Source organism: Streptomyces sp. RK9 (genome assembly GCF_045070545.1).
Taxonomy (GTDB): domain Bacteria; phylum Actinomycetota; class Actinomycetes; order Streptomycetales; family Streptomycetaceae; genus Streptomyces; species Streptomyces alboflavus.
Window position 1 is genome coordinate 3,843,806 of sequence record NZ_CP173703.1, and the last position, 21,236, is coordinate 3,865,041.

At 73.7% G+C, this 21,236-nt stretch carries 24 protein-coding genes; 11 read left to right on the forward strand and 13 right to left on the reverse strand.

Annotated features, from left to right (window positions below; translation table 11 throughout):
* Positions 1-5 precede the first annotated feature (5 nt).
* Positions 6-698, forward strand: a complete 693-nt coding sequence (locus tag AB6L24_RS15895) for an alpha-ketoglutarate-dependent dioxygenase AlkB family protein (protein ID WP_405655890.1) — start codon at positions 6-8, stop codon at positions 696-698.
* A gap of 140 nt (positions 699-838) precedes the next feature.
* Positions 839-1,738 (forward strand): SDR family NAD(P)-dependent oxidoreductase, encoded by a 900-nt coding sequence (locus AB6L24_RS15900; protein WP_405657181.1) that lies wholly within the window; start codon positions 839-841, stop codon positions 1,736-1,738.
* 52 nt (positions 1,739-1,790) lie between these two features.
* Here AB6L24_RS15900 and AB6L24_RS15905 read toward each other — a convergent pair whose 3' ends face one another.
* Positions 1,791-2,519, reverse strand: coding sequence for a 2OG-Fe(II) oxygenase (locus tag AB6L24_RS15905; protein WP_405655891.1), 729 nt, complete (start codon positions 2,517-2,519; stop codon positions 1,791-1,793).
* 94 nt (positions 2,520-2,613) lie between these two features.
* On the opposite strand from AB6L24_RS15905, the gene AB6L24_RS15910 reads away from it, so the two are divergent.
* The gene (locus tag AB6L24_RS15910; RefSeq protein WP_405655892.1) at positions 2,614-3,186 is read left to right on the forward strand and encodes a hypothetical protein; all 573 of its coding nucleotides are present in this window, start codon (positions 2,614-2,616) and stop codon (positions 3,184-3,186) included.
* A gap of 127 nt (positions 3,187-3,313) precedes the next feature.
* Here the strand turns inward: AB6L24_RS15910 and AB6L24_RS15915 are convergent, their stop codons facing one another.
* Positions 3,314-3,811: a methylated-DNA--[protein]-cysteine S-methyltransferase gene (locus AB6L24_RS15915; RefSeq protein WP_405655893.1), complete on the reverse strand. Its 498-nt coding sequence runs from the start codon at positions 3,809-3,811 to the stop codon at positions 3,314-3,316.
* Between the two features lie 157 nt (positions 3,812-3,968).
* Positions 3,969-4,604 (reverse strand): LysE family translocator, encoded by a 636-nt coding sequence (locus tag AB6L24_RS15920; protein ID WP_405655895.1) that lies wholly within the window; start codon positions 4,602-4,604, stop codon positions 3,969-3,971.
* 110 nt (positions 4,605-4,714) lie between these two features.
* Between AB6L24_RS15920 and AB6L24_RS15925 the strand changes: the two genes are divergently transcribed.
* From AB6L24_RS15925 to AB6L24_RS15935, 3 genes are all read left to right on the forward strand, one after another.
* Positions 4,715-5,167, forward strand: coding sequence for an Lrp/AsnC family transcriptional regulator (locus tag AB6L24_RS15925; RefSeq protein WP_030357535.1), 453 nt, complete (start codon positions 4,715-4,717; stop codon positions 5,165-5,167).
* 156 nt (positions 5,168-5,323) lie between these two features.
* Positions 5,324-7,345 carry an FAD-dependent oxidoreductase gene (locus AB6L24_RS15930; protein ID WP_405657183.1) on the forward strand — a complete coding sequence of 674 codons (2,022 nt, stop codon included), beginning with the start codon at positions 5,324-5,326 and terminating at the stop codon, positions 7,343-7,345.
* A 68-nt stretch (positions 7,346-7,413) separates the two neighbouring features.
* Complete coding sequence (locus AB6L24_RS15935) at positions 7,414-7,959, forward strand: PadR family transcriptional regulator (RefSeq protein WP_405655896.1); 546 nt, start codon at positions 7,414-7,416, stop codon at positions 7,957-7,959.
* A gap of 36 nt (positions 7,960-7,995) precedes the next feature.
* Here the strand turns inward: AB6L24_RS15935 and AB6L24_RS15940 are convergent, their stop codons facing one another.
* From AB6L24_RS15940 to AB6L24_RS15950, 3 genes are read right to left on the reverse strand one after another with little or no spacing between them, the layout of a single operon-like run.
* On the reverse strand, positions 7,996-9,132 hold the full coding sequence (locus AB6L24_RS15940; protein ID WP_405655897.1) for a Gfo/Idh/MocA family protein: 1,137 nt from the start codon (positions 9,130-9,132) through the stop codon (positions 7,996-7,998).
* Positions 9,129-9,881, reverse strand: a complete 753-nt coding sequence (locus AB6L24_RS15945) for a sugar phosphate isomerase/epimerase family protein (RefSeq protein WP_405655898.1) — start codon at positions 9,879-9,881, stop codon at positions 9,129-9,131. The genes AB6L24_RS15940 and AB6L24_RS15945 overlap by 4 nt, the downstream gene beginning before the upstream one ends.
* A gap of 53 nt (positions 9,882-9,934) precedes the next feature.
* Positions 9,935-10,930: a helix-turn-helix transcriptional regulator gene (locus AB6L24_RS15950; protein ID WP_405655900.1), complete on the reverse strand. Its 996-nt coding sequence runs from the start codon at positions 10,928-10,930 to the stop codon at positions 9,935-9,937.
* Between the two features lie 223 nt (positions 10,931-11,153).
* Here AB6L24_RS15950 and AB6L24_RS15955 point away from each other — a divergent pair, with 223 nt between their 5' ends.
* Complete coding sequence (locus tag AB6L24_RS15955) at positions 11,154-11,861, forward strand: NIPSNAP family protein (RefSeq protein ID WP_405657185.1); 708 nt, start codon at positions 11,154-11,156, stop codon at positions 11,859-11,861.
* Positions 11,862-11,962: 101 nt separating this feature from the next.
* On the opposite strand, the gene AB6L24_RS15960 is transcribed toward AB6L24_RS15955, so the two are convergent.
* The 4 genes from AB6L24_RS15960 to AB6L24_RS15975 form a co-directional block, all read right to left on the reverse strand.
* Positions 11,963-12,511 carry a DM13 domain-containing protein gene (locus AB6L24_RS15960; RefSeq protein WP_405655901.1) on the reverse strand — a complete coding sequence of 183 codons (549 nt, stop codon included), beginning with the start codon at positions 12,509-12,511 and terminating at the stop codon, positions 11,963-11,965.
* A gap of 102 nt (positions 12,512-12,613) precedes the next feature.
* Positions 12,614-13,534, reverse strand: coding sequence for a bile acid:sodium symporter family protein (locus AB6L24_RS15965; protein ID WP_405655903.1), 921 nt, complete (start codon positions 13,532-13,534; stop codon positions 12,614-12,616).
* A 296-nt stretch (positions 13,535-13,830) separates the two neighbouring features.
* The gene (locus AB6L24_RS15970; RefSeq protein WP_405655904.1) at positions 13,831-14,334 is read right to left on the reverse strand and encodes a hypothetical protein; all 504 of its coding nucleotides are present in this window, start codon (positions 14,332-14,334) and stop codon (positions 13,831-13,833) included.
* Between the two features lie 264 nt (positions 14,335-14,598).
* The gene (locus AB6L24_RS15975) at positions 14,599-15,591 is read right to left on the reverse strand and encodes a LysR family transcriptional regulator (protein WP_405655906.1); all 993 of its coding nucleotides are present in this window, start codon (positions 15,589-15,591) and stop codon (positions 14,599-14,601) included.
* A gap of 165 nt (positions 15,592-15,756) precedes the next feature.
* On the opposite strand from AB6L24_RS15975, the gene AB6L24_RS15980 reads away from it, so the two are divergent.
* From AB6L24_RS15980 to AB6L24_RS15990, 3 genes are read left to right on the forward strand one after another with little or no spacing between them, the layout of a single operon-like run.
* Entirely contained in the window at positions 15,757-16,452 is a 696-nt protein-coding gene (locus AB6L24_RS15980) for a type 1 glutamine amidotransferase domain-containing protein (RefSeq protein ID WP_405655908.1), read from the forward strand.
* Positions 16,453-16,455: 3 nt separating this feature from the next.
* Positions 16,456-17,070 (forward strand): TetR/AcrR family transcriptional regulator, encoded by a 615-nt coding sequence (locus AB6L24_RS15985; protein ID WP_405655910.1) that lies wholly within the window; start codon positions 16,456-16,458, stop codon positions 17,068-17,070.
* Between the two features lie 7 nt (positions 17,071-17,077).
* On the forward strand, positions 17,078-18,433 hold the full coding sequence (locus tag AB6L24_RS15990; RefSeq protein ID WP_405655912.1) for an aldehyde dehydrogenase family protein: 1,356 nt from the start codon (positions 17,078-17,080) through the stop codon (positions 18,431-18,433).
* A gap of 28 nt (positions 18,434-18,461) precedes the next feature.
* Here the strand turns inward: AB6L24_RS15990 and AB6L24_RS15995 are convergent, their stop codons facing one another.
* Entirely contained in the window at positions 18,462-18,938 is a 477-nt protein-coding gene (locus AB6L24_RS15995) for a nuclear transport factor 2 family protein (protein WP_405655914.1), read from the reverse strand.
* Between the two features lie 156 nt (positions 18,939-19,094).
* Here AB6L24_RS15995 and AB6L24_RS16000 point away from each other — a divergent pair, with 156 nt between their 5' ends.
* Positions 19,095-19,694 (forward strand): PadR family transcriptional regulator, encoded by a 600-nt coding sequence (locus AB6L24_RS16000; RefSeq protein WP_405655915.1) that lies wholly within the window; start codon positions 19,095-19,097, stop codon positions 19,692-19,694.
* A 75-nt stretch (positions 19,695-19,769) separates the two neighbouring features.
* Here the strand turns inward: AB6L24_RS16000 and AB6L24_RS16005 are convergent, their stop codons facing one another.
* Together AB6L24_RS16005 and AB6L24_RS16010 are read right to left on the reverse strand one after the other, a co-directional pair.
* Entirely contained in the window at positions 19,770-20,141 is a 372-nt protein-coding gene (locus AB6L24_RS16005) for a hypothetical protein (RefSeq protein ID WP_405655917.1), read from the reverse strand.
* Between the two features lie 90 nt (positions 20,142-20,231).
* Positions 20,232-21,209, reverse strand: a complete 978-nt coding sequence (locus tag AB6L24_RS16010) for a fibronectin type III domain-containing protein (RefSeq protein WP_405657186.1) — start codon at positions 21,207-21,209, stop codon at positions 20,232-20,234.
* Positions 21,210-21,236 lie beyond the last annotated feature (27 nt).

The window sequence follows — 21,236 nt, forward strand, 5'->3', positions numbered from 1 at the left end:
CGGCCGTGACCGGCGAACTGTTCCCGCGCGAGCCCGGCGAGGTGGCGCCGGGCGCGGTCCACGTGCCCGACTGGCTCGGCCCCGAACGGCAGCGGGAGCTGGTCGCCGCCTGCCGGGCGTGGGCGATGCCCCCGGCGGGCCTGCGCACGGTCCGGCTGCCCGGCGGCGGGACGATGACGGCGCGGCAGGTCTGCCTGGGCCTGCACTGGTACCCGTACGGCTACGCCCGCACCGTCGCCGACGGTGACGGCGCGCCGGTGAAGCCGATGCCCGGGTGGCTCGCGGAGCTGGGGCGGGCGGCGGTGCGGGCGGCGTACGGCGACGACGCGGGGCGCAGGGACGCGGGCGACGGGGAAGGTCCGGGCGGCGGCTACGCGGACGCGTACGACATCGCGCTCGTCAACTTCTACGACGCCGACGCCCACATGGGCATGCACCGCGACAGCGACGAGCGGTCCACGGCGCCCGTCGTGTCGCTCAGCCTCGGCGACACCTGCGTCTTCCGCTTCGGCAACACCGAGACGCGCACGCGGCCGTACACCGACGTCGAGCTGCGCAGCGGCGACCTGATGGTGTTCGGGGGTCCCTCGCGGCTCGCGTACCACGGGGTGCCGAAGGTGTACGGGGGCACGGCGCCGCCGGAACTCGGCCTCACCGGGCGGCTCAACATCACGCTGCGGGTGAGCGGGCTGCGCTGAGCGGGCGTGCCGACGTGGGGCCGTGCCGAGCAGGGCCGCGCTGACTCGGTGGAGTGCGGGGAGGGGCCACGGGATGGGTTCCGCCGTACGCTGGAGAGGGTCCCCGGAGCCACGGGTTTGAGGTGGGCGGCGTGCCGACGATGGTGATGACCGGCGGCAGTTCGGGATTCGGCGCGATCGCGGCGCGGCGGCTCGCCCGGTCCGGCGACACCCGGCTCGTCCTGGGGTCGCGCCGCGCCGCCGCCGTCGGGGAGTCGGTCCCGCTGGACCTGACGGAACTCGACTCCGTACGCGCCTTCGCCGCGGCCGTCCGCGAGCGCCTCGGCGGCACCCCGGTCGACGCCCTCGTGCTCAACGCCGGCCTGGTGCGCCCCGACGCCTCCGGGCGCACCGCCGCCGGGTTCGAGACGACGTTCGCGGTCAACCACCTCGCGCAGTACCTGATGCTGCGCCTGCTGCTGTTCGACCTCGCGGACGGCGCGACCGTCGTCCTGACCACGAGCGGCACCCACGACCCCGCCACCAAGGCCTCCCTCACGACGCCCCGGCACGCCGACGCCGCACTGCTCGCGCACCCCGACCGCGACCCCGGCCTCGACACCCGGCCGGGCAAGGCGGGACAGCACGCCTACACCGCGTCCAAGCTGTGCGCCGTCCTCACCGTCCGCGCGCTTGCCGGACGGCCCGACGCCCGGGCCCGACGGCTCACCGCGCTCGCCTACGACCCCGGGCAGGTGTTCGGGACCGGCCTGGCCCAGGACCTGTCGCTGCCCCTGCGGACGGCCTGGTCGCTGTTCGGCACCCCGGTCCTCGGATGGCCCCTGCGGCGGTTCAGCCGCACGCTCAACACCCGCGCGGACGCCGGGAAGGCCCTGGCCGACCTCGCCCTCGGGACCGTGGCGCCCCCGAGCGGGCGCACCTACGCGGCCCTGCGCCGGGGACGGCTCACATGGACGGACCCGTCGGAGCCGGCCCGCAGGGACGACCTGGCGCAGGCCCTCTGGCGGGACAGCGCGCGGCTGGTCGGCCTGCCCGAGTGAGGGGCCCTCTCCTGGGCCTCGTGTTCCTGGGCTCCATGCCTGAGCGGTGTGCCTAGGCGTCGTGGAAGACCAGGCCGAGGGAGCGCCGCAGCCCCGAGCGGACCGTGCTCACGCCGTGGCGTACCGGCGCCGCCGACCAGCCGCGGCTGGAGCGCACGGGGCGGTCGCGGGTGGTGAAGACGAGCCCGTGGCCCTGCGGCAGCACGGTCACCGTGCCCCGCGACTGGGCCCGGGGGCGCTGCTCGACCAGCAGGAACTCGCCGCCGGTGTAGTCGGAGCCGTGGGTGTCGAGGCCGATGACGACCTGGAGCGGGAAGACGAGGTCACCGAACAGGTCGCGGTGCAGGGCGTTCCAGTCCCCGCCCTCGTACCGCAGCAGGATCTGCGACGACTTGGCCTGGCCCGCCGCGTGGCACTGCTCGATCCAGGCGTCCAGGGTGTCGGGCCAGGGCGCGGGACGGCCGAGCCGGGCGGCCCAGTCGCGAGCGACGGCCAGCAGGTGCGGATAGAACGCCTGCCGCAGCTCGGCGACCTGCTCGGGCAGGTCGTGGCCGAAGTACCGGTACTGGCCGGACCCGAACCGGTGGCGGGCCATGTCGACGGTGGACCGGAACCGGTCCGTCTCGTCGTAGAGGGCGGCGATCCCGCGGCACTCGTCGGGGGTGAGGAGCGGGCCGGTGAGGGCGCAGCCGTGCTGGTCGAGGTCCTCGGCCACGGTGTGCCAGTCCGTGGCGTCGACGCGGGAGGCGGGGCCGGTGTCGTGGCTCGGGGTGGCGGTCATGGTGGGGTCTCCGTGCGGGGATGGTGGGTGATGAAGCGGGCGAATTCGGGTGTGTAATGGAGGAAGAGGGATGCTTCGGGCGGAGCGCGGAGTCATGTGGGACAGCACGCGGAAGGCCAGGTCGACGAAGGCCGAGGAGGCCGCGGCGCTGAAGGCGCCCCGATGGGGGCCGGATGTCCCGGTCCGCGTCGTCTTCGAGGGCTACGGCGAGCCGGTGGCCCCCGAGCGGCGGGAAGCGGAGCTGACGCGGTTCATCGGCTGGATGGGGGCGCACGGGTGGACGCAGGTCCACCGGATGCCCGGTGCCGTGCTCCTCGCGCAGACCCACCGTGCCGACGGCGGTGCGGCCATGGGGGTGGGCGCGGTCGGTGTCGCCACGGGCGCGGCGGTGGGCGGGGCCGGTCTTGCCGGAGTGCTGCTCGGGATCGTGATGATCTTCTTCGGCGCCCTGCTGACCCTTACGATCATCGGCGCCTTCATCGGCATCCCCATGATCGCGGCGGGCATGGCCGCCTTCGGCGGAGGGGCGGCGGTGGCCACCGCCGGTGGCGCGGTCGGGGCCGGTGGCGCCGCGGTCGGGATCGGCGGTGCGGCCGCCCACGACCACGTGCTGCGGCTGCAGGCCTGGACCGACGAGACCGGGCGGATCTACACCAAGGGTGCCTGACCTCGCGGGGGCGCGGGCTGCGCTGTGGGTCCTGGTGCCCGTGGGTCCTGATGCCCGGGCCCAGGCCCTCGCGCCGCCGACCCGGCCCGCGCTCCTCGCCCCGGTCGCGCCGCCCGGTGGTGCCCCCTCACCCGGTCTCCAGCTCCAGCAACTGCCTCTTGCGGTCGAGGCCGCCCGCGTACCCGGTGAGGGAGCCGTCCGCCCCGACCACCCGGTGGCAGGGGCGCACGACCAGGACCGGGTTGCGGCCCAGGGCCGTGCCCAGGGCGCGGACCGCCGCGCGGGACAGGCCGAGGCGTTCCGCGAGCTTTCCGTAGGTGGTCGTGGTGCCGTAGGGCACGGAGTCCAGGGCGGACCACACCGTGCGCTGGAAGTCGGTGCCCGCCCCGTCCGCGTACTCGATGTCGAAGTGCGTGCGGGTGCCCGCGAAGTACGCGCGGAGCTGGTCCGTGATCGCCGTGAAGGCCTCGTCGTCGCGGACCCAGCCGTCCTGGACCGTCGCGCCGCCCTTCTGGCGCGGCATCGACAGGGAGGCGAGTGCCGTCCCGCCGGGGGCCGTCGCCGACGCCTCGCCCACGAGCAGCAGCTCGCCCAAGGGGCTGTCGAACGTCGTGTGGACTGTCATCGCGCCTGTCCTCTCTCCCGCACATCCGCTGATGCGTCTGTCCTGGTCCGGGGCTTCTTCCCCCGGTCCGACACGGTCCAGTCTGCGCGGTGCCGCCGCCGGTGGCTGGCGGATTTCGGACGCGGCGCTCACGGGGCGGGTGGGAGGCGGGGTGCGGTCAGGTCAGCTGCTCGATGACCAGGACCGCGCCGATCACGACCATCGCGGCCCCGGAGACCCGGGTGACCGCGCGGGCGGCGGCCGGGCGGGTGCGCAGGACGGTACGGGCGAGCACGCCCACGCACAAGTAGATGGCGCCGCAGCTGAGGATGTGGACCAGGCCGAGGGTGCTGATCTGGAGGGCGAGCGGCCAGCCGGTGCCGGGCCGGGTGAACTGGGGGAGCAGGGCCAGGAAGAGGAGCAGCGCCTTGGGGTTGAGGCCGCTGATCCCGGCGCCCTGGAGGACCCGGCCCTGCCAGGGCGCGGGCCCGTCCGCGGTGGCGCCCGACGTGCCGTCCGGCGTGGCGGCGGCGGTGCTCGGGCGGGTCAGCGTCGTCACGCCCAGCCAGATCAGATACAGCGCGCCGAGCAGCGTCAGGCCGGCGAGCACCGCCGGGTGGTCGGCGACGACGGCCGCGATGCCCGCCGCGACGACGGCGGTGAGGCCGGCGTAGCCGAGCAGCAGTCCGCCGACGGCCGGGGCCACCGACCGGTCCCGCAGTCCCGCCGATATCGCGTATGCCCAGTCCGCGCCGGGAACCAGGATGAGCAGGACGGACACCGCCCAGAAAGCGGTGATGGAGCTGACGGCCATGGATGTTTTTCCCTCCCTTTTCGGTCGCGTGAGGGAGGTTAGTTGCGATCTGCCCAAAAGTGCTCCCAAGATCCGCTGTCGGAGGGGGTGTGGGTGGAAGAATCTCCCTCATGGACACAGTCGACCGGCAGATCCTTGCCGAGCTGCAGAAGGACGGCCGTCTGACCGTCACCGAACTGGCCGCGCGGGTGCGCCTGAGCCTGTCTCCGTGCCACCGCAGACTGCGCGAACTCGAACGCCGCGGGGCGGTGCGCGGCTACCGCGCCGTGCTCGACCCGGAGGCCGTCGGCCTGACCTTCGAGTCGCTGGTCTTCGTCACCATGCGCCAGGAGGACCGGGACACCGTGGCGGCCTTCGAGGCTGCGGTCGCCGACATCCCCCATGTCGTCCAGGCGCAGCGCCTCTTCGGCGACCCCGACTATCTGCTGCGGATCGTCAGCAAGGACCTGCGGGCCTTCCAGCAGCTGTACGACGAGGAGCTGGCGACGCTGCCCGGGGTGCAGCGGCTCAGCTCGACGCTCGTGATGAAGCACGTGGTGCGGGAGCGGTCGCTGCCGCTGTGAGTCCGCGCGGCCGCTGTGAACTCCGTCTCGCGCGGGCCGACCGTCTGTGCAACTAGTTGCATAAAGCCGTGGGCTGTCCTACAACTGTTGCGACGACACCGACGACGCCGCCGCCCCGGCGTACGTGGACGAAAGAGGCCGTACCGCATGAGCTCAGTGAGCCGCTACCCGCACCTGCTCAGCCCCCTCGACCTGGGCTTCACGACCCTGCCCAACCGGGTCCTGATGGGCTCCATGCACGTGGGCCTTGAGGAGGCGCCCGACGGGTTCGCGCGCATGGCCGAGTTCTACGCGACCCGCGCCCGCGGCGGCGTCGGCCTCATCGTCACCGGCGGCATCGCCCCGAACGACGCCGGGCGGCCGTATGAGGGCGGCGCCAAGCTGACCACCGAGGCCGAGGCGGAGAAGCACGCGGGCGTCACCGCGGCCGTGCACCGCGAGGGCGGCCGGATCGCGATGCAGATCCTGCACTTCGGGCGGTACGCCTACCACGAGCAGCTCGTCGCGCCGAGCGCCATCCAGGCGCCCATCAGCCCGTTCCCGCCGCGCGCCCTGGAGGACGAGGAGGTCGAGCAGACCGTCGAGGACTTCGTGCGGGCCGCCGAGCTGGCCAAGCTCGCGGGCTACGACGGCGTCGAAGTCATGGGCTCCGAGGGCTACTTGATCAACGAGTTCATCGCGGCGCCGACCAACCGGCGCACCGACCGCTGGGGCGGCGCCTATGAGAACCGCGTCCGCTTCCCCGTCGAGATCGTCCGCCGCACCCGCGAACGCGTCGGCCCCGACTTCATCATCATCTACCGTCTTTCGATGCTCGACCTCGTGCCCGGCGGCTCCACGCTCGCCGAGGTCGTCCAGCTCGCCAAGGAGATCGAGGCCGCGGGCGCCACGATCATCAACACCGGCATCGGCTGGCACGAGGCCCGCATCCCGACCATCGCCACCTCCGTGCCGCGCGGCGCCTACACCTTCGTGACGCAGAAGGTCATGGGCGAGGTGTCCGTCCCCCTCGTCACCACCAACCGCATCAACACCCCCGAACTCGCCGAGCAGTTGCTCGCCGACGGCGCCGCCGACATGGTCTCGCTCGCCCGCCCGCTGCTCGCCGACCCGGACTTCGTCGCCAAGGCGCGGGCCGAGCAGGCCGACGCCATCAACACCTGCATCGGCTGCAACCAGGCCTGCCTCGACCACACCTTCAGCCTGCAGATCACCTCCTGCCTGGTGAACCCGCGCGCCTGCCACGAGACGGAGCTCGTGCTCGCCCCGACCCGCCGCGCCAAGCGCGTCGGCGTCGTCGGCGCAGGACCCGCCGGGCTCGCCTGCGCGGTCTCCGCGGCCGAGCGCGGCCACCACGTGACGCTGTACGACGCCGCGTCCGAGGTCGGCGGGCAGCTCAACATCGCCCGCAAGGTCCCCGGCAAGGAGGAGTTCGACGAGACGCTGCGCTACTTCCGAACCCAGCTCGAACTCCGCGGTGTGGACGTCCGGTTGAACACCCGCGTGACGGCGGACCAGCTCGCCGCCGCCGGGTACGACGAGGTCGTGATCGCCACCGGCGTCACGCCCCGCACCCCCGAGATCCCCGGCGTCGACCACGCCAGTGTCGTCAGCTACCTGGACGTCCTGCGCGACGGCGCGCCCGTGGGGGAGCGGGTCGCGATCGTTGGCGCGGGCGGCATCGGCTTCGACGTCGCCGAGTACCTCACCGACAGCGGCGACAAGGCGAGCCTGGACCCGGCGACGTACTTCAAGCAGTGGGGCGTCGACATGGACTACCGCGACCGCGGCGGCCTCACCGAGCCCGTCAGGCCCGCCCCGCCCCGCACCGTCCACCTCCTCCAGCGCAAGACGTCGAAGGTCGGCCAGGGCCTCGGCAAGACCACCGGCTGGATCCACCGCACCGAGCTGCGCCACCGCGGCGTCGCCATGGTCAACGGCGCCACCTACGACCGCATCGACGACGAGGGCCTGCACATCACTGTCGGCGACGAACAGCGGACCATCCCCGTCGACACGGTCGTCCTCTGCACCGGCCAGGAGCCCCGCCGCGGCCTCTACGAGGAGCTGATCGCCGCCGGCGTGGACGCGCACCTCATCGGCGGCGCCGACGTGGCCGCCGAGCTCGACGCCAAGCGCGCCATCAAGCAGGGCACGGAGCTGGCCGCCGCGCTGTGAGCCACGGGGCCGCGCGGCTCTTCGGGGCGGACGGCCGCGCGCCCGCTCGCCGTACCTAGGATGCCGTCATGTCACTCCCGCACGCGATCCTCACCGCCCTGCTCGAGAAGCCGTCGTCGGGCCTGGAGCTGACGCGCCGGTTCGACAGGTCGATCGGCTACTTCTGGTCGGCCACCCACCAGCAGATCTACCGCGAGCTGGGCCGCCTCGAACGCGACGGGCTCACCCGCGCGCTGCCGTCCGCGCAGGCCACGCGCGGCCAGAAGAAGGAGTACGAGGTGCTGCCCGCGGGCCGCGCCGAACTGGCCCGCTGGACCGCCGCGAGCCAGGACCCCAAACCGCTGCGCGACACCCTGCTGCTTCGCCTGCGCGCCGCCGCCGTCGTCGGCACCGACGGCATCGAGGCGGACCTGCGCCGCCATCTCGCCCTGCACAAGGAGCAGTTGGCCGAGTACGAGGAGATCGAGCGGCGCGACTTCCCGCCCGGCAGGGACGCCATCGAGGACCGGCTGCGCCATGTCGTCCTGCGGGCCGGGATCGACCTGGAGACGTTCTGGACGCAGTGGCTCACGCGGACACTGGAGGAACTGGCGGAGCCCCGGGGGCCGTCCTAGCGAACGGGCGCACCGTCGACGCCCCCGGTCCGGCCGTCAGGCCGTCCCGAGCGTGGCCGCCGTCGGGTCCCAGCCGTCCGGCAGCGGGGCCGGTGGCACGACCTGGGCCGGGAGCGGTGTGAACTCCGCGCGGTCGGCGGAGCGGGTGATGGCCGTCATCGTCTGCAGGACGTGCAGGGCGAGGGCGCCCGATGCCCGGTGGGCGGCCGGCGCGCCGCCGTCCCGCGGACCGTCGTGGGCGCGGATCGCGCGGGCCATGTCGAGAACCCCGAGCCCCCGCCCGTCCGTGCGCCCCCGCACCGGCAGCTCGCGCCACTCGTCGTCGCCGTTGGCCCGCACCCGCAGCGGGCCGCGGAACGTGTTCGGGTCGGGCACGGCGAGGGTGCCCTCCGTGCCGGTGATCTCGAACCGGATGCGCGGGTGCGCGCTGTCGAAGCTGAACGTCGAGTTGGCGCTCGCGCCCGACGCGAAGTCCAGCAGCGCGCACACGTGCGTCGGCACGTCGACCGGGAACGACTGTCCGGCCTTCGGACCCGAGCCGACCGTGCGCCGCGCCTTGGCCCGCGCGGCCGTCGCGGCCACCCGCTCCACGGCGCCGAACAGCGCCACCAGCGCCGTCAGATAGTACGGACCGAGGTCGAACAGGGGCCCCGCGCCCGGCTGGTAGAAGAACGCCGGGTCGGGGTGCCAGGCCTCCGGGCCGAGGCTCTGCACCGCCGTCGTCGCCGCGACGGGCGCCCCGATGTGCCCCGCCCTGACGGCCCGCAGCGCCGACTGCAGCCCCGCGCCCAGGAACGTGTCCGGCGCGCCGCCGAGCAGCAGCCCGCGCTCGGACGCCTCGGCGAGCAGCTTCTCGGCGTCGGCGGGGGTCGGCGTGAGCGGCTTCTCGCCGTACACGTGCTTGCCCGCCCGCAGCGCGGCGGCCGCGACCTGCGCGTGCGCCGCGGGCACGGTGAGGTTCACGATCAGCTCGACGTCCGGCTCGTCGAGGACGGTCGGCAGGTCGCCCGCGAGGGGTATGCCGTGGGTGCGGGCAGCGGCGGCCGCACGCTCCGGGGCGATGTCGGCGACGGCCACGAGCCGGATGTCCGAGAAGGTGCCGAGGGTGCGCAGGTACTCGGCGCTGATGACGCCCGCGCCGACGACGGCGACGCCGACCGGGCCCGTGTTCACACGGCCTCCAGGGCGCTGACGTACGTGCGGCTGGCCGCGAGCTCCCCGAGCAGGTCGCCCGCGCACGCGTCGAACTCGACGACGCGCCAGGCGTCCGGCGCCGCGGCCAGGACCTCGGGGACGGGCATGGTGCCGCCGCCGACCGCCACGTTCGGGTCGTCCTTCGTGCCGGGGCCGTCCTTCAGGTGCAGGGCCTCCACGCGGTCGCCGAGCCGGGTGAGCAGCGCCGGGACGTCGGCGCCCGCGACCGCCGCCCAGTACGTGTCGACCTCCAGGAACACCTCGGGGTCCAGGAGTTCGGCGAGTACCTCCAGGGCGGGGCGCCCGCCGTGGCTCGCCAGCCGCGGCTCCACCTCCCACCAGTGGTTGTGGTAGCCGAGCCGCAGGCCGTGCCGGGCGGCGTCCCGCGCGAGGCCGCCGAGGCGGTCGGCGACGCGGGCGAGTCCGTCGTACGTCGTGAAGTCCTCGTGCGGGAACCCCGCGGGGACGATCGCCAGCGGCGTGCCGAGCGTGGCCACCGCGTCGAGGACGGGGCCAGGGTCGCCGGTGAGGAGCTGCACGGCGTGCGCGCCGGACACGGTGAGGCCGAGGTCGTCGGCGAGCCGGCGCAGCCCCGCCGCGTCGTCGGTGACGTCGAACGCCTCCACCGCGCCGTAGCCCATCTCCGCGAGGCGGCCCAGGGTCCCCGCGCGGTCGACGGCGAACTCGTCGCGTACGGAGTAGAGCTGAACGCTGAGCGGTCGTGGCATGGAGGTCCCTCCCCGTCGGCGGCTGGGAGGACCGTAAGGCGCGGGCGGCGGGTCTACAAGGGTGCCTGCGGGCTCCCGACGCCGTACGTCCGGGCGAGCGCGCCCGCGGTGGCGGCCATGGCCCGGCGCAGTCCGGCCGGGGCCACGACCTCCACGTCGACGCCGAGCCGGAGCAGTTCGCCGCAGGCGTGGCCGGTGCTCTCGGTCGGGATGACGGCCTCGACCCAGCCGTCGTCGCCGACGGGGGTGGCGGTTTCCTCAGCGGCCCGCGCCACGTCCGGCGGGACGTTGTCGGGCAGGCGGCGCCGCCCGCGCGGGGACAGACGGATGGTGGCGGTGCCGGTGTGGCGGCGGCTCCGGAAGTCGTCGAGGTACGCGGCCCAGTACGCGCCCAGGTCGAAGTCCCGCGGCCGGTCGAACCGTTCGTCGGTGGGGGCGGCGTCGAGGACCTGGGTGACGCGGTAGGTCGCCGTCCGGCTGTCGGACGCGGCCACGAGGTACCAGGTGCCGGACTTGAGCACGAGGCCGTAGGGGCGCAGGCGGCGGCTCACCTCCTGCGGCGCGCGCCAGCGGCGGTAGCGCACGTCCACCGCGTGCCGGGCGAGCACCGCGTCGACGAACAGGGGGAGATGGGGCGTCTCCATGGGCTCGCCGTACCAGCCGGGAGCGTCCACGTGGAACACCGCCGCGGTCCGCGCCGCCTCCTCGCGCGGCCCCGACGGCAGTGCGGCGAGCAGCTTGAGCCGCGCCGCCGTCACTTCCGCCGCGAGGCCCAACTCGGCCGCGGGGCCCGGCAGTCCGGCGAAGAAGAGCGCCCGCGCCTCGCCCTCGCTCATCCCGGTGAGACGGGTGCGGTAGCCGTCGAGCAGCTGATAGCCGCCGCGGCGGCCCGGCTCCGCGTACACCGGGACCCCGGCCTCCTGCAGCCGCGCCACGTCCCGGTAGGCGGTCCGCACGGACACCCCCAGCTCGTCGGCGATGCCGCGCGCGGACACCCGGCCGCGGGACTGGAGCAACAGCAGCAGCGACAGCAGACGACCGGCGGACATGGACCCATTCTGCGCGGAAACACTGACAGCCCCTGGCACGCGGCTTTCCTACCGTCGACGGGACCGCACCGAACAGGAGCCCGCAGTGTCCCCTCTGGACCCCGATCTCGCCGATCTCGCCGAACCCTTGCGCCCCGTCGACCCGCTCGACCTCGTCGACGCCCTCGATCCCGTCGACCCTCTCGATCCCGTCGATCACGGTGATCCGGCTGTCCGCCCCGCCGTGGTCGAGCTGCGCCAGTACACGCTGCGGCCCGGTCGGCGCGACGAGCTGATCGAGCTGTTCGACCGGGAGTTCGTCGAGACCCAGGAGGCGACCGGGATGGCCGTGCTCGGCCAGTTCCGGGACCTCGACGACCCGGACCGCTTCGTCTGGCTGCGCGGATTCCCGGACATGGCGGCACGCCACCGGTCGCTCACGGACTTCTATGGAGGTCCCGTCTGGGCCGAGCACGGGCCCCGGGCCAACACCACCATGGCCGACTCCGACGACGTCCTGCTGCTGCGTCCGGCGTCGGCGCGGGGCGGCCTCGCGGTCACTCCGGCCGCGCGGCCGGGCGCGGGTGCGCCCGCGCCGGACCGGCTCGTGTCCGCCACGGTGTGGTCCTTCCCGCCGGGGAGGTCCGAGGGCGTCGCGCTGATCCAGGACGGACTGCTGCCCGTCCTGCGCGCGACGGGCCCGGCCCCCCTCGCCGTCCTCACCACGGAGACGGCGCCCAACACCTTCACCAGGCTGCCGGTCCGCACCGGCGAGAACGTCACCGTGGTCCTCACCGCCTACCCGGACGAGGCCGCGCGGCGCCTCCACGTCGCCGAAGTGGCGGCGCACCCCCTGGCCCGGGACGCCGTCCTGCCGGGCATCGAACGGGAGCAGACCGGGGCCCCGCACGTGCTCCGCCTCGGGCCCACCGCCCGCTCACTCATTCGCTGATCATCCGGCGCACTCGGGGCGACCAGTAGGGCGTAGCGCGGATGCGGTCGCCGCGGTGCGCGAGCGGGACATCCGGACGCCTGCTGCTCCAGGTCGCGCGGTCAGGCGCGCGTCAGCTCCGTGGCGCCGAACGACACGTCGAAGCGGTCGCACCAGATGGTGACGCTGCGGTAGTCGTCCAGGTCGACGTCGGCGGGCAGCGGGTAGTTCTGGTCGCCCTTGTTGCCCTTGAGTTCGCCCAGGCTGACGTGCCTGCCGTCGTCGAACACGTGCCAGCCGTCCTTGCCCGGCTTCACCTCCGCGTCGCTGAGCCAGACCCGCAGGGCGGGCCCGTTGCTCGTCTCCAGGCCCGTCAGACGCAGCACGCGGGTGCCGTCCGCGAGGCGCAGGACGCGGACGGAGCCGCTGGTCGCGTGCTCGTGGCTGATGAGCTTGCCGGTGGCCAGCTCCTCCGGCCCCGCGTCCGTCGTGCCCCCGGCGGCGTCCGGGGACGGCACGGACGCCGCGACGGGAAACGGGTCCCGTACGGTCTCGTCCACCCACAGCTTCCACGGCTGGAACCAGTACAGGCCCACCCCCGCGAGCACCACGCCCGTGAACAGCGCGGTGATGAACCACGGCTTGCCGAGTGTGCGCCGTACGCGTCCCATGTGATGCCTCCGTCGGGGATGGAAGGGTGATCCTGTCCCTGTACGACGTCGGCGGGGCGCCCGGAACTCCCGGAACCAGATGACGAAAGTCTTACGTGGCCGTCAGGTGTCCGTGACCGGCTGGGCAGGCAGGGCGCCCGTGCCGACGGTGGTGGTCTCCGGCGGGGCGATCCGGCGCAGCAGGAAGCCCGCTGCGAGGGCCATGAGGAACATCTCCACCGCGTACACCGCCGACGGGATGGCCATGCGGGTGCTGTCGAGGAGGGAGGGGCTGAGGGCGATGGCCATCGACAGGGTGGTGTTGTGCATGCCGATCTCGAAGCAGGTGGCGACGGACTGCCGGTGGTCGCCGCGGGCCAGCCGGGTCGCTCCGTAGCCGACGGTGAGGGAGATCGCGGCGAACAGGAAGGCGACGTGGCCGACGTCGGCGAGATAGCCGAGCACGTTCTTCCGCTCGCTGACGACCGCCGCGATGATGACGCCGACGAGCGCGGTCACCGCCGTCACCTTGACCGCCTGCGTGGAGCGCTCCGCGAAGGTCGGGTGGCGCTGCCGGACCAGCATCCCCGCCGCGACCGGCACAAGAACGACGAGGAAGACCTGGAGGGTCTTGTCGAAGCGCAGTCCCAGGGCCTCGTCCGTGCCGGACATGAAGTGGTCCAGGGAGAGGTTCACGACGATCGGCAGCGTGAAGACGGCGATCACCGAATTGATGGCGGTGAGCGTGACGTTGAGGGCGACGTCACCGCCGAAGAGATGGCTGAAGATGTTGGCCATCGTGCCGCCGGGGGAGGCCGCGAGCAGCATCATGCCGACGGCGAGCGCAGGACTGAGGTCGAAGGCGAGGACCAGGCCGAGACAGGCGGCGGGCAGCAGCACCAACTGGCAGCAGAGGGCGACGGCCACGGGCCGGGGATGCGCGGTGACCCGGCGGAAGTCGGCCACGGTCAGGCCGAGTCCGAGGCCGAACATGATCACGGCGAGGACGGCGGGCAGCAGGAACGTGGTCAGGGACGAGTCCACAGGGACAGGCTCCAGTAGCCGCTGGGGAATGTCCACGGGCGTGCGGCGGAAGCACATCGACCGGTTCCGGCGGCGGGCGGCACGTCAGGGGCGGGGCGTGCCGCACCCGTTCGAGCCGGGGCGCGCCCGCCGCTCCTGCCGCACGCACGAAGGCCCGGGCCCGGATCCGGTGGGAGTGCCGGGGCCGGGCGCGGGCCGTTCGGTGGCCGGAAGTGAGCCCCGGCCGAGGCGGTGGCCGGAAGTGAGCCCGGCCGGAGCGGTGGCCGAGGAGAACTCGGCCACAGTGGGGGACAGGGTCAGAAGTGGCGGTGCACCGTGCGGCGCCGGAAGTACAGCACGCCGCCCGTCACACCCGCGGCCACCAGGGCCCCGCCCGCGACCAGCGTGATCGTGCCGTAGTCCTCGACCGCGCCGCCGATGCCACCGCGCACACCGCGCGCGGGTGCCGTCGTCGACGAGGCCGTCCCGGTCGTGCCGACCGTGACCGACTGCGAACCGGCCGCCGAACCGTCCTGACAGAGCACGGCCACCGTATGGGTGCCGGGACTGACATTGGTCCAGGAGGCACTGCCGCCCGACAGCTGGGCCTGCCGCCCCGATGCGAAGCTGGCGTTGCCGCCGCTCATCAGCGCGGCCTTGCCGCCGTTGGGACAGGCAGTCGTGGTGACCTGCACGGTCGTCCCGGTGACGGTCACGTTGATCCCAGGTCCCGCGACCGCCGAGGGGGCGGTCAGTGCCAGCGGGAGTGCGATGGCGGCCACGGCCAGTCCGGAGCGGAGCGATATCTGAGTAGTACGCATGCGTCTGCCCTCCGGTGGCACGGTTGGCGGTACGTCCCGTGCGCCGCCGGAATTGGGAAACGTCCGTGCTACCTGACGACGAGCCAACGCGGCGTCAGCCCGTACCGCATGCGGACTGCCCCCGGGCAGGTGACGGAGTCCATCGTCCGGCGGAGAGCTGACCGCCTTTCAGGGGCGTGCCCCGGCGTCCCCGGAGTGCCCCGGCGTCCCAGGCGCGTCCGGCGCCTCGCGGCCGACTGACCCGCTGTCACCCGGCCACGCGTGTCACCACGACGTCGCCGACCGCAGCATCCGGTCGCGGACGAGGAGCACATGCGGATTGGCGGCGGCGCCGGGCCGCTGCGCGAGATAGCCCGTGTTGATCGGCGGGTCCTCGGGCAGCAGCAGCGGCACCAGGGCGCCGGAGGCCAGCGCGTCCAGGCACAGATAGCGCGGCAGCACGCTGATGCCCGCCCCGGCCGCCACGGCGGAGAGCACCCCGCGCAGGTCCGGCACGGTGATCGCGGGCTGCTCGGTCAGGCGCTCGCCGAAGACGTGCCACCAGTACCTGCGGGCGATGGGCAGGTCGTCGGCGTACGCGACGATCGGCACCCCGCGCAGCGCGGCGGGCCCCTCCGCCGCGACCCGCCGCGGGCCGATGCGCTCCGCCCACTCCGGCGAGGCGACGAGCACGAACTCCTCGTCCGCGAGCGGCACCGCGCCGAAGATCCGCCCGCGCAGCCGCAGCGTCGAGATCACCAGGTCGAAGCGGCCGCCGCGGAGCCCGTCGAGGAGCTCGTCGGTGAGGCCCATGGTGACCCGCAGCCGCACCCCCTGGTCGGTGAGCGGCGCGAGCGCGGGCAGGACGCGGGCACAGATCAGCTCGGCCGGTCCCGCCAGGTGCACCGGGTCCGGGCGCTTCTCGGCGGCGAGCGGGCCGCGCTCGGCCACGGCGGCCAGCGCGTCGATGGGAGCCGCCACCTGAGTGGCCAGCTCGTCGGCGACGGACGTCGGCACGGCCCCGCGCGGCCGCCGCTCGAACAGCTCCCGGCCGAGCTGCTGCTCCAGGGAGCGGATCTGCGTCGTCACCGTCGGCTGCGAGAGCCCGAGCACCCGTGCGGCGGCCGTGAAGGAGCCGGAGCGGTGCACGGCGAGGAAGGTACGCAGCAGGGACAGGTCGAGCGGCGCGCGCGCCGGGGCGACCTCGGCGGGCGACGGCGCGGGCCGTGCCCGGCGGACCCGCGCTGAGCTCGTGCCATTGGAATCTCTATGGGGCATACCGGAGATCGTATTGGAACTCTATGGCTCGGCGTCCTACCGTCGAATCACCGGCGACCTGACGTTCTGCGTACGGAATGTCAGGGCGTCGCACGAGACAAGGCATCACAGGCGTCACACGAGATGCGTCACACGAGACGCGTCACACGAGACAAGGACTGGGCTATGGCGAAGATCCTGATGGTGGTCACCGGCTCCGACGTATGGACGCTGGCCGACGGCACCGCGCATCCGAGCGGCTACTGGGCCGAGGAGGTCGCGGCGCCGTACCGGGCCTTCGCCGAGGCGGGGTACGACGTCGTGGTCGCGACGCCCGGCGGGGTCGAGCCGACGATGGACCCGGCGAGCCTCGCGCCCGAGCTGAACGACGGCCAGGAGAACGCCGACGCCATCGCCGCCCTCCTGGCGGGCGTCGCCGCGCTCAAGCAGCCGCTGGCCCTGGAGGACGTGCGGCTCGACGACTACGCCGGCGTGTTCTACCCCGGCGGCCACGGCCCGATGGAGGACCTCGCGGTGAACGCCGCGTCCGGTGCCCTCCTGATCGCGGCCCTCGCGTCCGGCAAGCCCCTCGGCATCGTCTGCCACGGCCCCGCCGCCCTGCTCGCCACCGCCGACGTCGAGGGCGGCTCGCCCTTCGCCGGCCGCCGCGTGACCGCGTTCAGCAACGCCGAGGAGACCCAGGCCGGGTTCGCCGACCGCGCGCCGTGGCTGCTCCAGGACCGTCTCGTCGCCCTCGGCGTCGACTTCCAGGAGGGCGAGCCGTGGGCGCCGCACATCGTGGCCGACGGCAACCTGTACACCGGCCAGAACCCGGCGTCGGCGGCCCCGCTCGCCGCCCGGTTCGTCACGGCGCTGGGCTGAGCGATGGCGGGCGACCGGCTCACCGACGTCCTCGACGCGACGTACACGTGCCTGAGCAGGTACGGCGTGCGACGCACCACGATGGACGACATCGCGGGCGAGATGGGTGTGTCCCGGTCCGCGGTCTACCAGTACGTACGCGGCAAGGACGACGCGGTCCGGCAGCTCGCCCGGCGCCTGCACGACCGGGCGCTCGACCGGGCCGCGGCGGCCGCCACCGCCGACGCGCCCGCCGCCGAGCGGATCCACGGCATCCTGGCCGCCAAGCTCGACCTGGTCCTCGACCTCGCGGGCGGGGCGGGGCACGCCGCGGAACTCCTCGACGCCAAGGCGCGCCTTTCCGGCGACATCTGCGACGCGTTCACGGACCGGATCCGGGAGCTGCTGACCGAGCAGTTCACCGGGACGGGCGTGGCGGCCGCGCCCACGGGAGCCGCCGAGGCCACGTCCACCCCCGCCCTGGCCACAGCCACCCCCCTCACCCCCGCCCAGGCCGCCGACATCTGCCTCGCCCTCGTCATCGGCCTGGAATCCGTCCCCGCCGCGGCGCACCTGCTGCGCCCCGCCACCGACGCCCTGCTCACCGGGCTCCTGCCCGCACCCGAGTCACACTCCTGAGGACCCCATGAACGCCAGCAGCACCCCCGCGAACACCCCGAACACCGCGAACCCCGAGGACCCCGCCGCCCTCGTGGCCCGCCTCCGCGCCACCTTCCGCACCGGCCGCACCCGCCCCCTCGACTGGCGCGTCCGCCAGCTCACCCGGCTGCGCGACATGCTCACCGAGCACCGCGAGGACATCGCGGACGCCCTGCACGCGGACCTCGGCAAGCCCCGCGCCGAGGCCTACCGCTCCGAGGTCGACTTCAGCATCAGGGAGATCGACCACACCCTCGAAAACCTGGAGGAGTGGCTGAGCCCGCAGTCCGTCGACGTCAGCGGCGTCTTCGGGGAGCGGGCCAGCGCGGGCACCCAGGTCGATCCGCTCGGCGTCGTCCTCGTCATCGCACCGTGGAACTACCCCGCGCAGCTCCTCCTCGTGCCCGTCGCCGGGGCGCTCGCCGCAGGCAACGCGGTCGTCGTCAAGCCCAGCGAGATGGCCCCCACCACGTCCGCGGCCATCGCCCGCCTCCTGCCGCGGTACCTGGACACCGACGCCGTGGCCGTCGTCGAGGGCGGCGTGCCCGAGACCACCGCGCTGCTCGCCCAGCGCTTCGACCACATCTTCTACACCGGCAACGGCACCGTCGGCCGCATCGTGATGCGCGCCGCCGCCGAGCACCTGACCCCCGTCACCCTCGAACTCGGCGGCAAGTCACCGGCGTTCGTCGACTCCGGCGTGGACGTGGCGGAGGTCGCCCGGCGCCTGGCCCAGGCCAAGTTCGCCAACGCCGGGCAGACCTGCGTCGCCCCCGACTACGTCCTCACCGACCCGGCCACCGCCCGCGCCCTGGAGACCGCGCTCACGGAGGCGATCGCGCAGCGGTACGGTGCGGACCCGGCGGCGTCGGACGCGTACGGCCGGATCGTCAACGAGCGGCACTTCGACCGGCTCTCGCGGCTGCTCGGCTCGGGCCGTCTGGTGACCGGCGGGCAGACCGACCGGGCCACGAAGTACATCGCGCCGACCGTGCTCGGCGGGGTCGAGCCCGACGAGCCCGTCATGCGCGAGGAGATCTTCGGCCCCGTCCTGCCGATCGTCGAGGTCGAAGGCCTGGACGAGGCCATCGAGTTCATCAACGACCGGGACAAGCCGCTCGCCCTGTACGCGTTCACCGAGGCGGACGTCACCCGCGAGCGGCTCGCCGCCGAGACCTCGTCGGGCGGGCTCGGCTTCGGCCTGCCGATGGCCCATCTCTCCGTCCCCGAGCTGCCGTTCGGCGGCGTCGGTGAGAGCGGGCTCGGCGCCTACCACGGCCCGCACTCCATCGAGACGTTCAGCCACCGCAAGGCGCGCCTGGACGTGCCGCTGTCCGTCTGATCCGCCACCGTCGCCGACCGGCCCGGTGTCACCCCTGCTCGGGAAGGGGCGGCACCAGGCCGTCAGCGACCAGGCCCGCGTACACGGCCTGCCCGAGCGTCTGGACGGCCGACTGCGGCCGCACCATCACCGTGAACTCCTTGATCCGGCCGTCCTCGTCGAAGTGCAGCAGGTCGATGCCGTGGATCTCCTTGCCGGACACGGTCGTGCGGAACAGCAGCACGGCCGACGCCGCCTCGCTCCCGTCGCTGCTGGTCTGTGCCGCGCCCTCGTAGGACCCGACGTACCGGAAGTCCTCGAAGAGCCGGAGCAGCACCCCGAAGAGCCCGATCACCATCTCGCGGCCCTCGAAGGGCTGGAACTTCACCGGGCTGTAGAAGCGGATGTCCGGCGTGAACAGATCGTCGAGCACGCCGATGTCGCGCTTCTCGACCGCCTCGCGGAAGCGGGCGACGGCGTCGCGGGCCGCGGCGGGGACGCTGTCGGCGGACGGTGCGGTGGCCATACGAACCTCCATAGTCAAGAATCTGAGTAGTCAGATTGATGACTATCATGGCGTCGCGGTGCCCGGAAGGGAAGACTGCGCGGGGCGCCCGGGAGGAGAGGCCCGCGCGGCACGGGAACGGCACCGGGACATCGGGGACAGAGGGAGAGGTCGGACATGGCTCTGCGGCACGCGGTGCTCGCGGCACTGCTCGACGGCGAGTTCAGCGGCTATCAGCTGGCCAAGGGCTTCGACATCGGCGTCGCCAACTTCTGGCACGCGCTGCCGCAGCAGCTGTACGCCGAGCTGTCGCGCCTGGAGAGCGACGGCCTGGTCGCCGGGCGCGAGGTGGTGCAGGACGGGCGGCCCAACAAGCGGATGTTCCGGGTCACGGACGCGGGCGTCGCGGAGCTGGAGCGCTTCGCCGCCGCGCCCGCGAAGCCGTCGTTCATCCGGGACGACCTGCTGGTCAAGGTGCAGGCGGTCGACGGCGTCGACGCGGCGCCGGTGATCGCCCAGCTCCGGGAGCGCGCGGCGGTCGCCGAGGCCAAGGCCGAGGTCCTGGGGAAGCTGCTGCGGCGGCTGCGCGGGGACCTTGACGAGGCGGAGTTCCTGCTCGTGGGGCAGCGGATCGGGCCGTATCTGACCTGCCGGCGCGGGCTCGCCTTCGAGCGCGAGACGCACGAGTGGTGCCTGCGGACGGCGGAGCTGCTGGAGCGGCGGGAGCGTGCGCGGCGGGCCCCTTCGGGGTCGGCGCGCCGCGGTCCGGCCGGGTGAGACGGCCCTGGCCGGGTGCCCCCGCACCCGATCGGCGTCCGGTGCGGGGGTGGCTCTCGGGGTCGGCCGCCCGGGTCAGTTCAGGCGGGCCTTCGGCGGCGTGCCGTAGAAGGTGATGGACGGCCAGCCGCGCTTGGCGGCGAGGTCGTTGAGGGCCTCCGCGATGTCCGCGGGCGTGACCTCCTGCTGCCCCGAGCGCTCCTCGTGCCGGACGCTGAAGGTCATGGACAGCTCCGCGTAGCCCGAGCTGTGCTGGACGCGCCCGCTGAACTGCGTCCCCGGTTCGAACGCCACCGCGGACTGGCTGCCCTCGGCGGCCTGGGCGTTCTGCGCGGCCGCGGCGCCGCTCTTCTCCTCCGCCTGGGCCGTACCCGCCGAAGCGAGTACCGCGCCCGCCGCGGCCGAACCCGAGTAGCCCAACACGGACCGCCTGGAGACTCCGGACATGTTCCCCTCCTGATCGACACGGGCCTCCCCCCTGGGGACCCGCGGTGATCATAAAGGCGGAAAGATCCCCATGGAGCGGAACGAGATCACCTACTTCGGGCCGCTCCGCGCGGTGGTGACGGTCCGTTCGGGGGAGTAGCGCCCCCAGGTGCCGTCGGGCAGCTTGGCGCGGAGCTTCACGCGGTGCGTCTCGCCGGACTCCCGGCCGATGTAGAAGCTGTGCTTCGCCTTGTCCTGCGGCGCCGTGCCACCGAACACCAGCGAGGTCGCGCTCTTGCCGTCCAGGTGGATCTGATACTCCGTCACCGCGCCGCCGGTGTGCGGGGGTTTCCAGGTCAGGTCGATGTAGTACGCCCCGTCGCCGGACTTGTGCGTCCGGGCCTCGAAGTCCGCGGGGGCGGTGGCGCGCCCGGTGTCCTTGCCCGCGGCGGTCCTGACGCGCACGGCGGGGCTCGCGGCCGAGAAGTTGTCGGCGGCGTCGCGCGCCTTCACGGTGAACTTGTAGGCCGTGCCCGGCCGCAGGCCCGTGATCAGCGTGTCGGTGGTGCCCCCGCCCACGCTGTGGATCTTCGTCGTGCCCTGGTAGATCTCGTACGAGGCCACGCTGCGGTTGTCCTTCGACGCGCCCCACGCCAGCGTCGCCGCGTGCCCGCCCTGGGCCTCGCCGCGCAGCGTGGCCGGGCGGGACGGGGCCTCGCGGTCGGCGGCGGTCGCGGCGGGCGTGGTGACCCGCAGCTTCTTGCTGTCGGGGCTGACGTTGCCGTCGCCGTCGCGGGCCCGCACGGAGAAGGTGTACGTGGCCGCGGGCTTGAGGCCGGTGATGTCCACCATGTGCTGGTCGGCGGGCACGTCCTTCACCTTGGCGGTGCCCCGGTAGATCTCGTAGCCGGTGACGTCGGAGCCGTCGGTGGTGCTGTTCCACATCACGTGCACGGACGTGGCGCTGCCCGCCTGCACGGTGAGACCGCGGGGCGCGGAGGGCAGCCGCGTGCCCTTGCCGTCGTCACCGCCCCAGGCACAGGAACTCGCCCCGAGGACGGCCGCGGTGACGGTGAGGCAGGCGGTCATCAGGGGGAGCCGGTGGCGGGGCAGGTG

Coding starts and splice junctions, on each gene's coding strand:
- AB6L24_RS15900 (WP_405657181.1), top strand. CDS start 839: ATGGTGATGACCGGCGGCAGTTCGGGATTCGGCGCGATCGCGGCGCGG.
- AB6L24_RS15905 (WP_405655891.1), bottom strand. CDS start 2,519: ATGACCGCCACCCCGAGCCACGACACCGGCCCCGCCTCCCGCGTCGAC.
- AB6L24_RS15910 (WP_405655892.1), top strand. CDS start 2,614: ATGTGGGACAGCACGCGGAAGGCCAGGTCGACGAAGGCCGAGGAGGCC.
- AB6L24_RS15915 (WP_405655893.1), bottom strand. CDS start 3,811: ATGACAGTCCACACGACGTTCGACAGCCCCTTGGGCGAGCTGCTGCTC.
- AB6L24_RS15920 (WP_405655895.1), bottom strand. CDS start 4,604: ATGGCCGTCAGCTCCATCACCGCTTTCTGGGCGGTGTCCGTCCTGCTC.
- AB6L24_RS15925 (WP_030357535.1), top strand. CDS start 4,715: ATGGACACAGTCGACCGGCAGATCCTTGCCGAGCTGCAGAAGGACGGC.
- AB6L24_RS15935 (WP_405655896.1), top strand. CDS start 7,414: ATGTCACTCCCGCACGCGATCCTCACCGCCCTGCTCGAGAAGCCGTCG.
- AB6L24_RS15945 (WP_405655898.1), bottom strand. CDS start 9,881: ATGCCACGACCGCTCAGCGTTCAGCTCTACTCCGTACGCGACGAGTTC.
- AB6L24_RS15950 (WP_405655900.1), bottom strand. CDS start 10,930: ATGTCCGCCGGTCGTCTGCTGTCGCTGCTGCTGTTGCTCCAGTCCCGC.
- AB6L24_RS15960 (WP_405655901.1), bottom strand. CDS start 12,511: ATGGGACGCGTACGGCGCACACTCGGCAAGCCGTGGTTCATCACCGCG.
- AB6L24_RS15970 (WP_405655904.1), bottom strand. CDS start 14,334: ATGCGTACTACTCAGATATCGCTCCGCTCCGGACTGGCCGTGGCCGCC.
- AB6L24_RS15975 (WP_405655906.1), bottom strand. CDS start 15,591: ATGCCCCATAGAGATTCCAATGGCACGAGCTCAGCGCGGGTCCGCCGG.
- AB6L24_RS15980 (WP_405655908.1), top strand. CDS start 15,757: ATGGCGAAGATCCTGATGGTGGTCACCGGCTCCGACGTATGGACGCTG.
- AB6L24_RS15985 (WP_405655910.1), top strand. CDS start 16,456: ATGGCGGGCGACCGGCTCACCGACGTCCTCGACGCGACGTACACGTGC.
- AB6L24_RS15990 (WP_405655912.1), top strand. CDS start 17,078: ATGAACGCCAGCAGCACCCCCGCGAACACCCCGAACACCGCGAACCCC.
- AB6L24_RS15995 (WP_405655914.1), bottom strand. CDS start 18,938: ATGGCCACCGCACCGTCCGCCGACAGCGTCCCCGCCGCGGCCCGCGAC.
- AB6L24_RS16000 (WP_405655915.1), top strand. CDS start 19,095: ATGGCTCTGCGGCACGCGGTGCTCGCGGCACTGCTCGACGGCGAGTTC.
- AB6L24_RS16005 (WP_405655917.1), bottom strand. CDS start 20,141: ATGTCCGGAGTCTCCAGGCGGTCCGTGTTGGGCTACTCGGGTTCGGCC.
- AB6L24_RS16010 (WP_405657186.1), bottom strand. CDS start 21,209: ATGACCGCCTGCCTCACCGTCACCGCGGCCGTCCTCGGGGCGAGTTCC.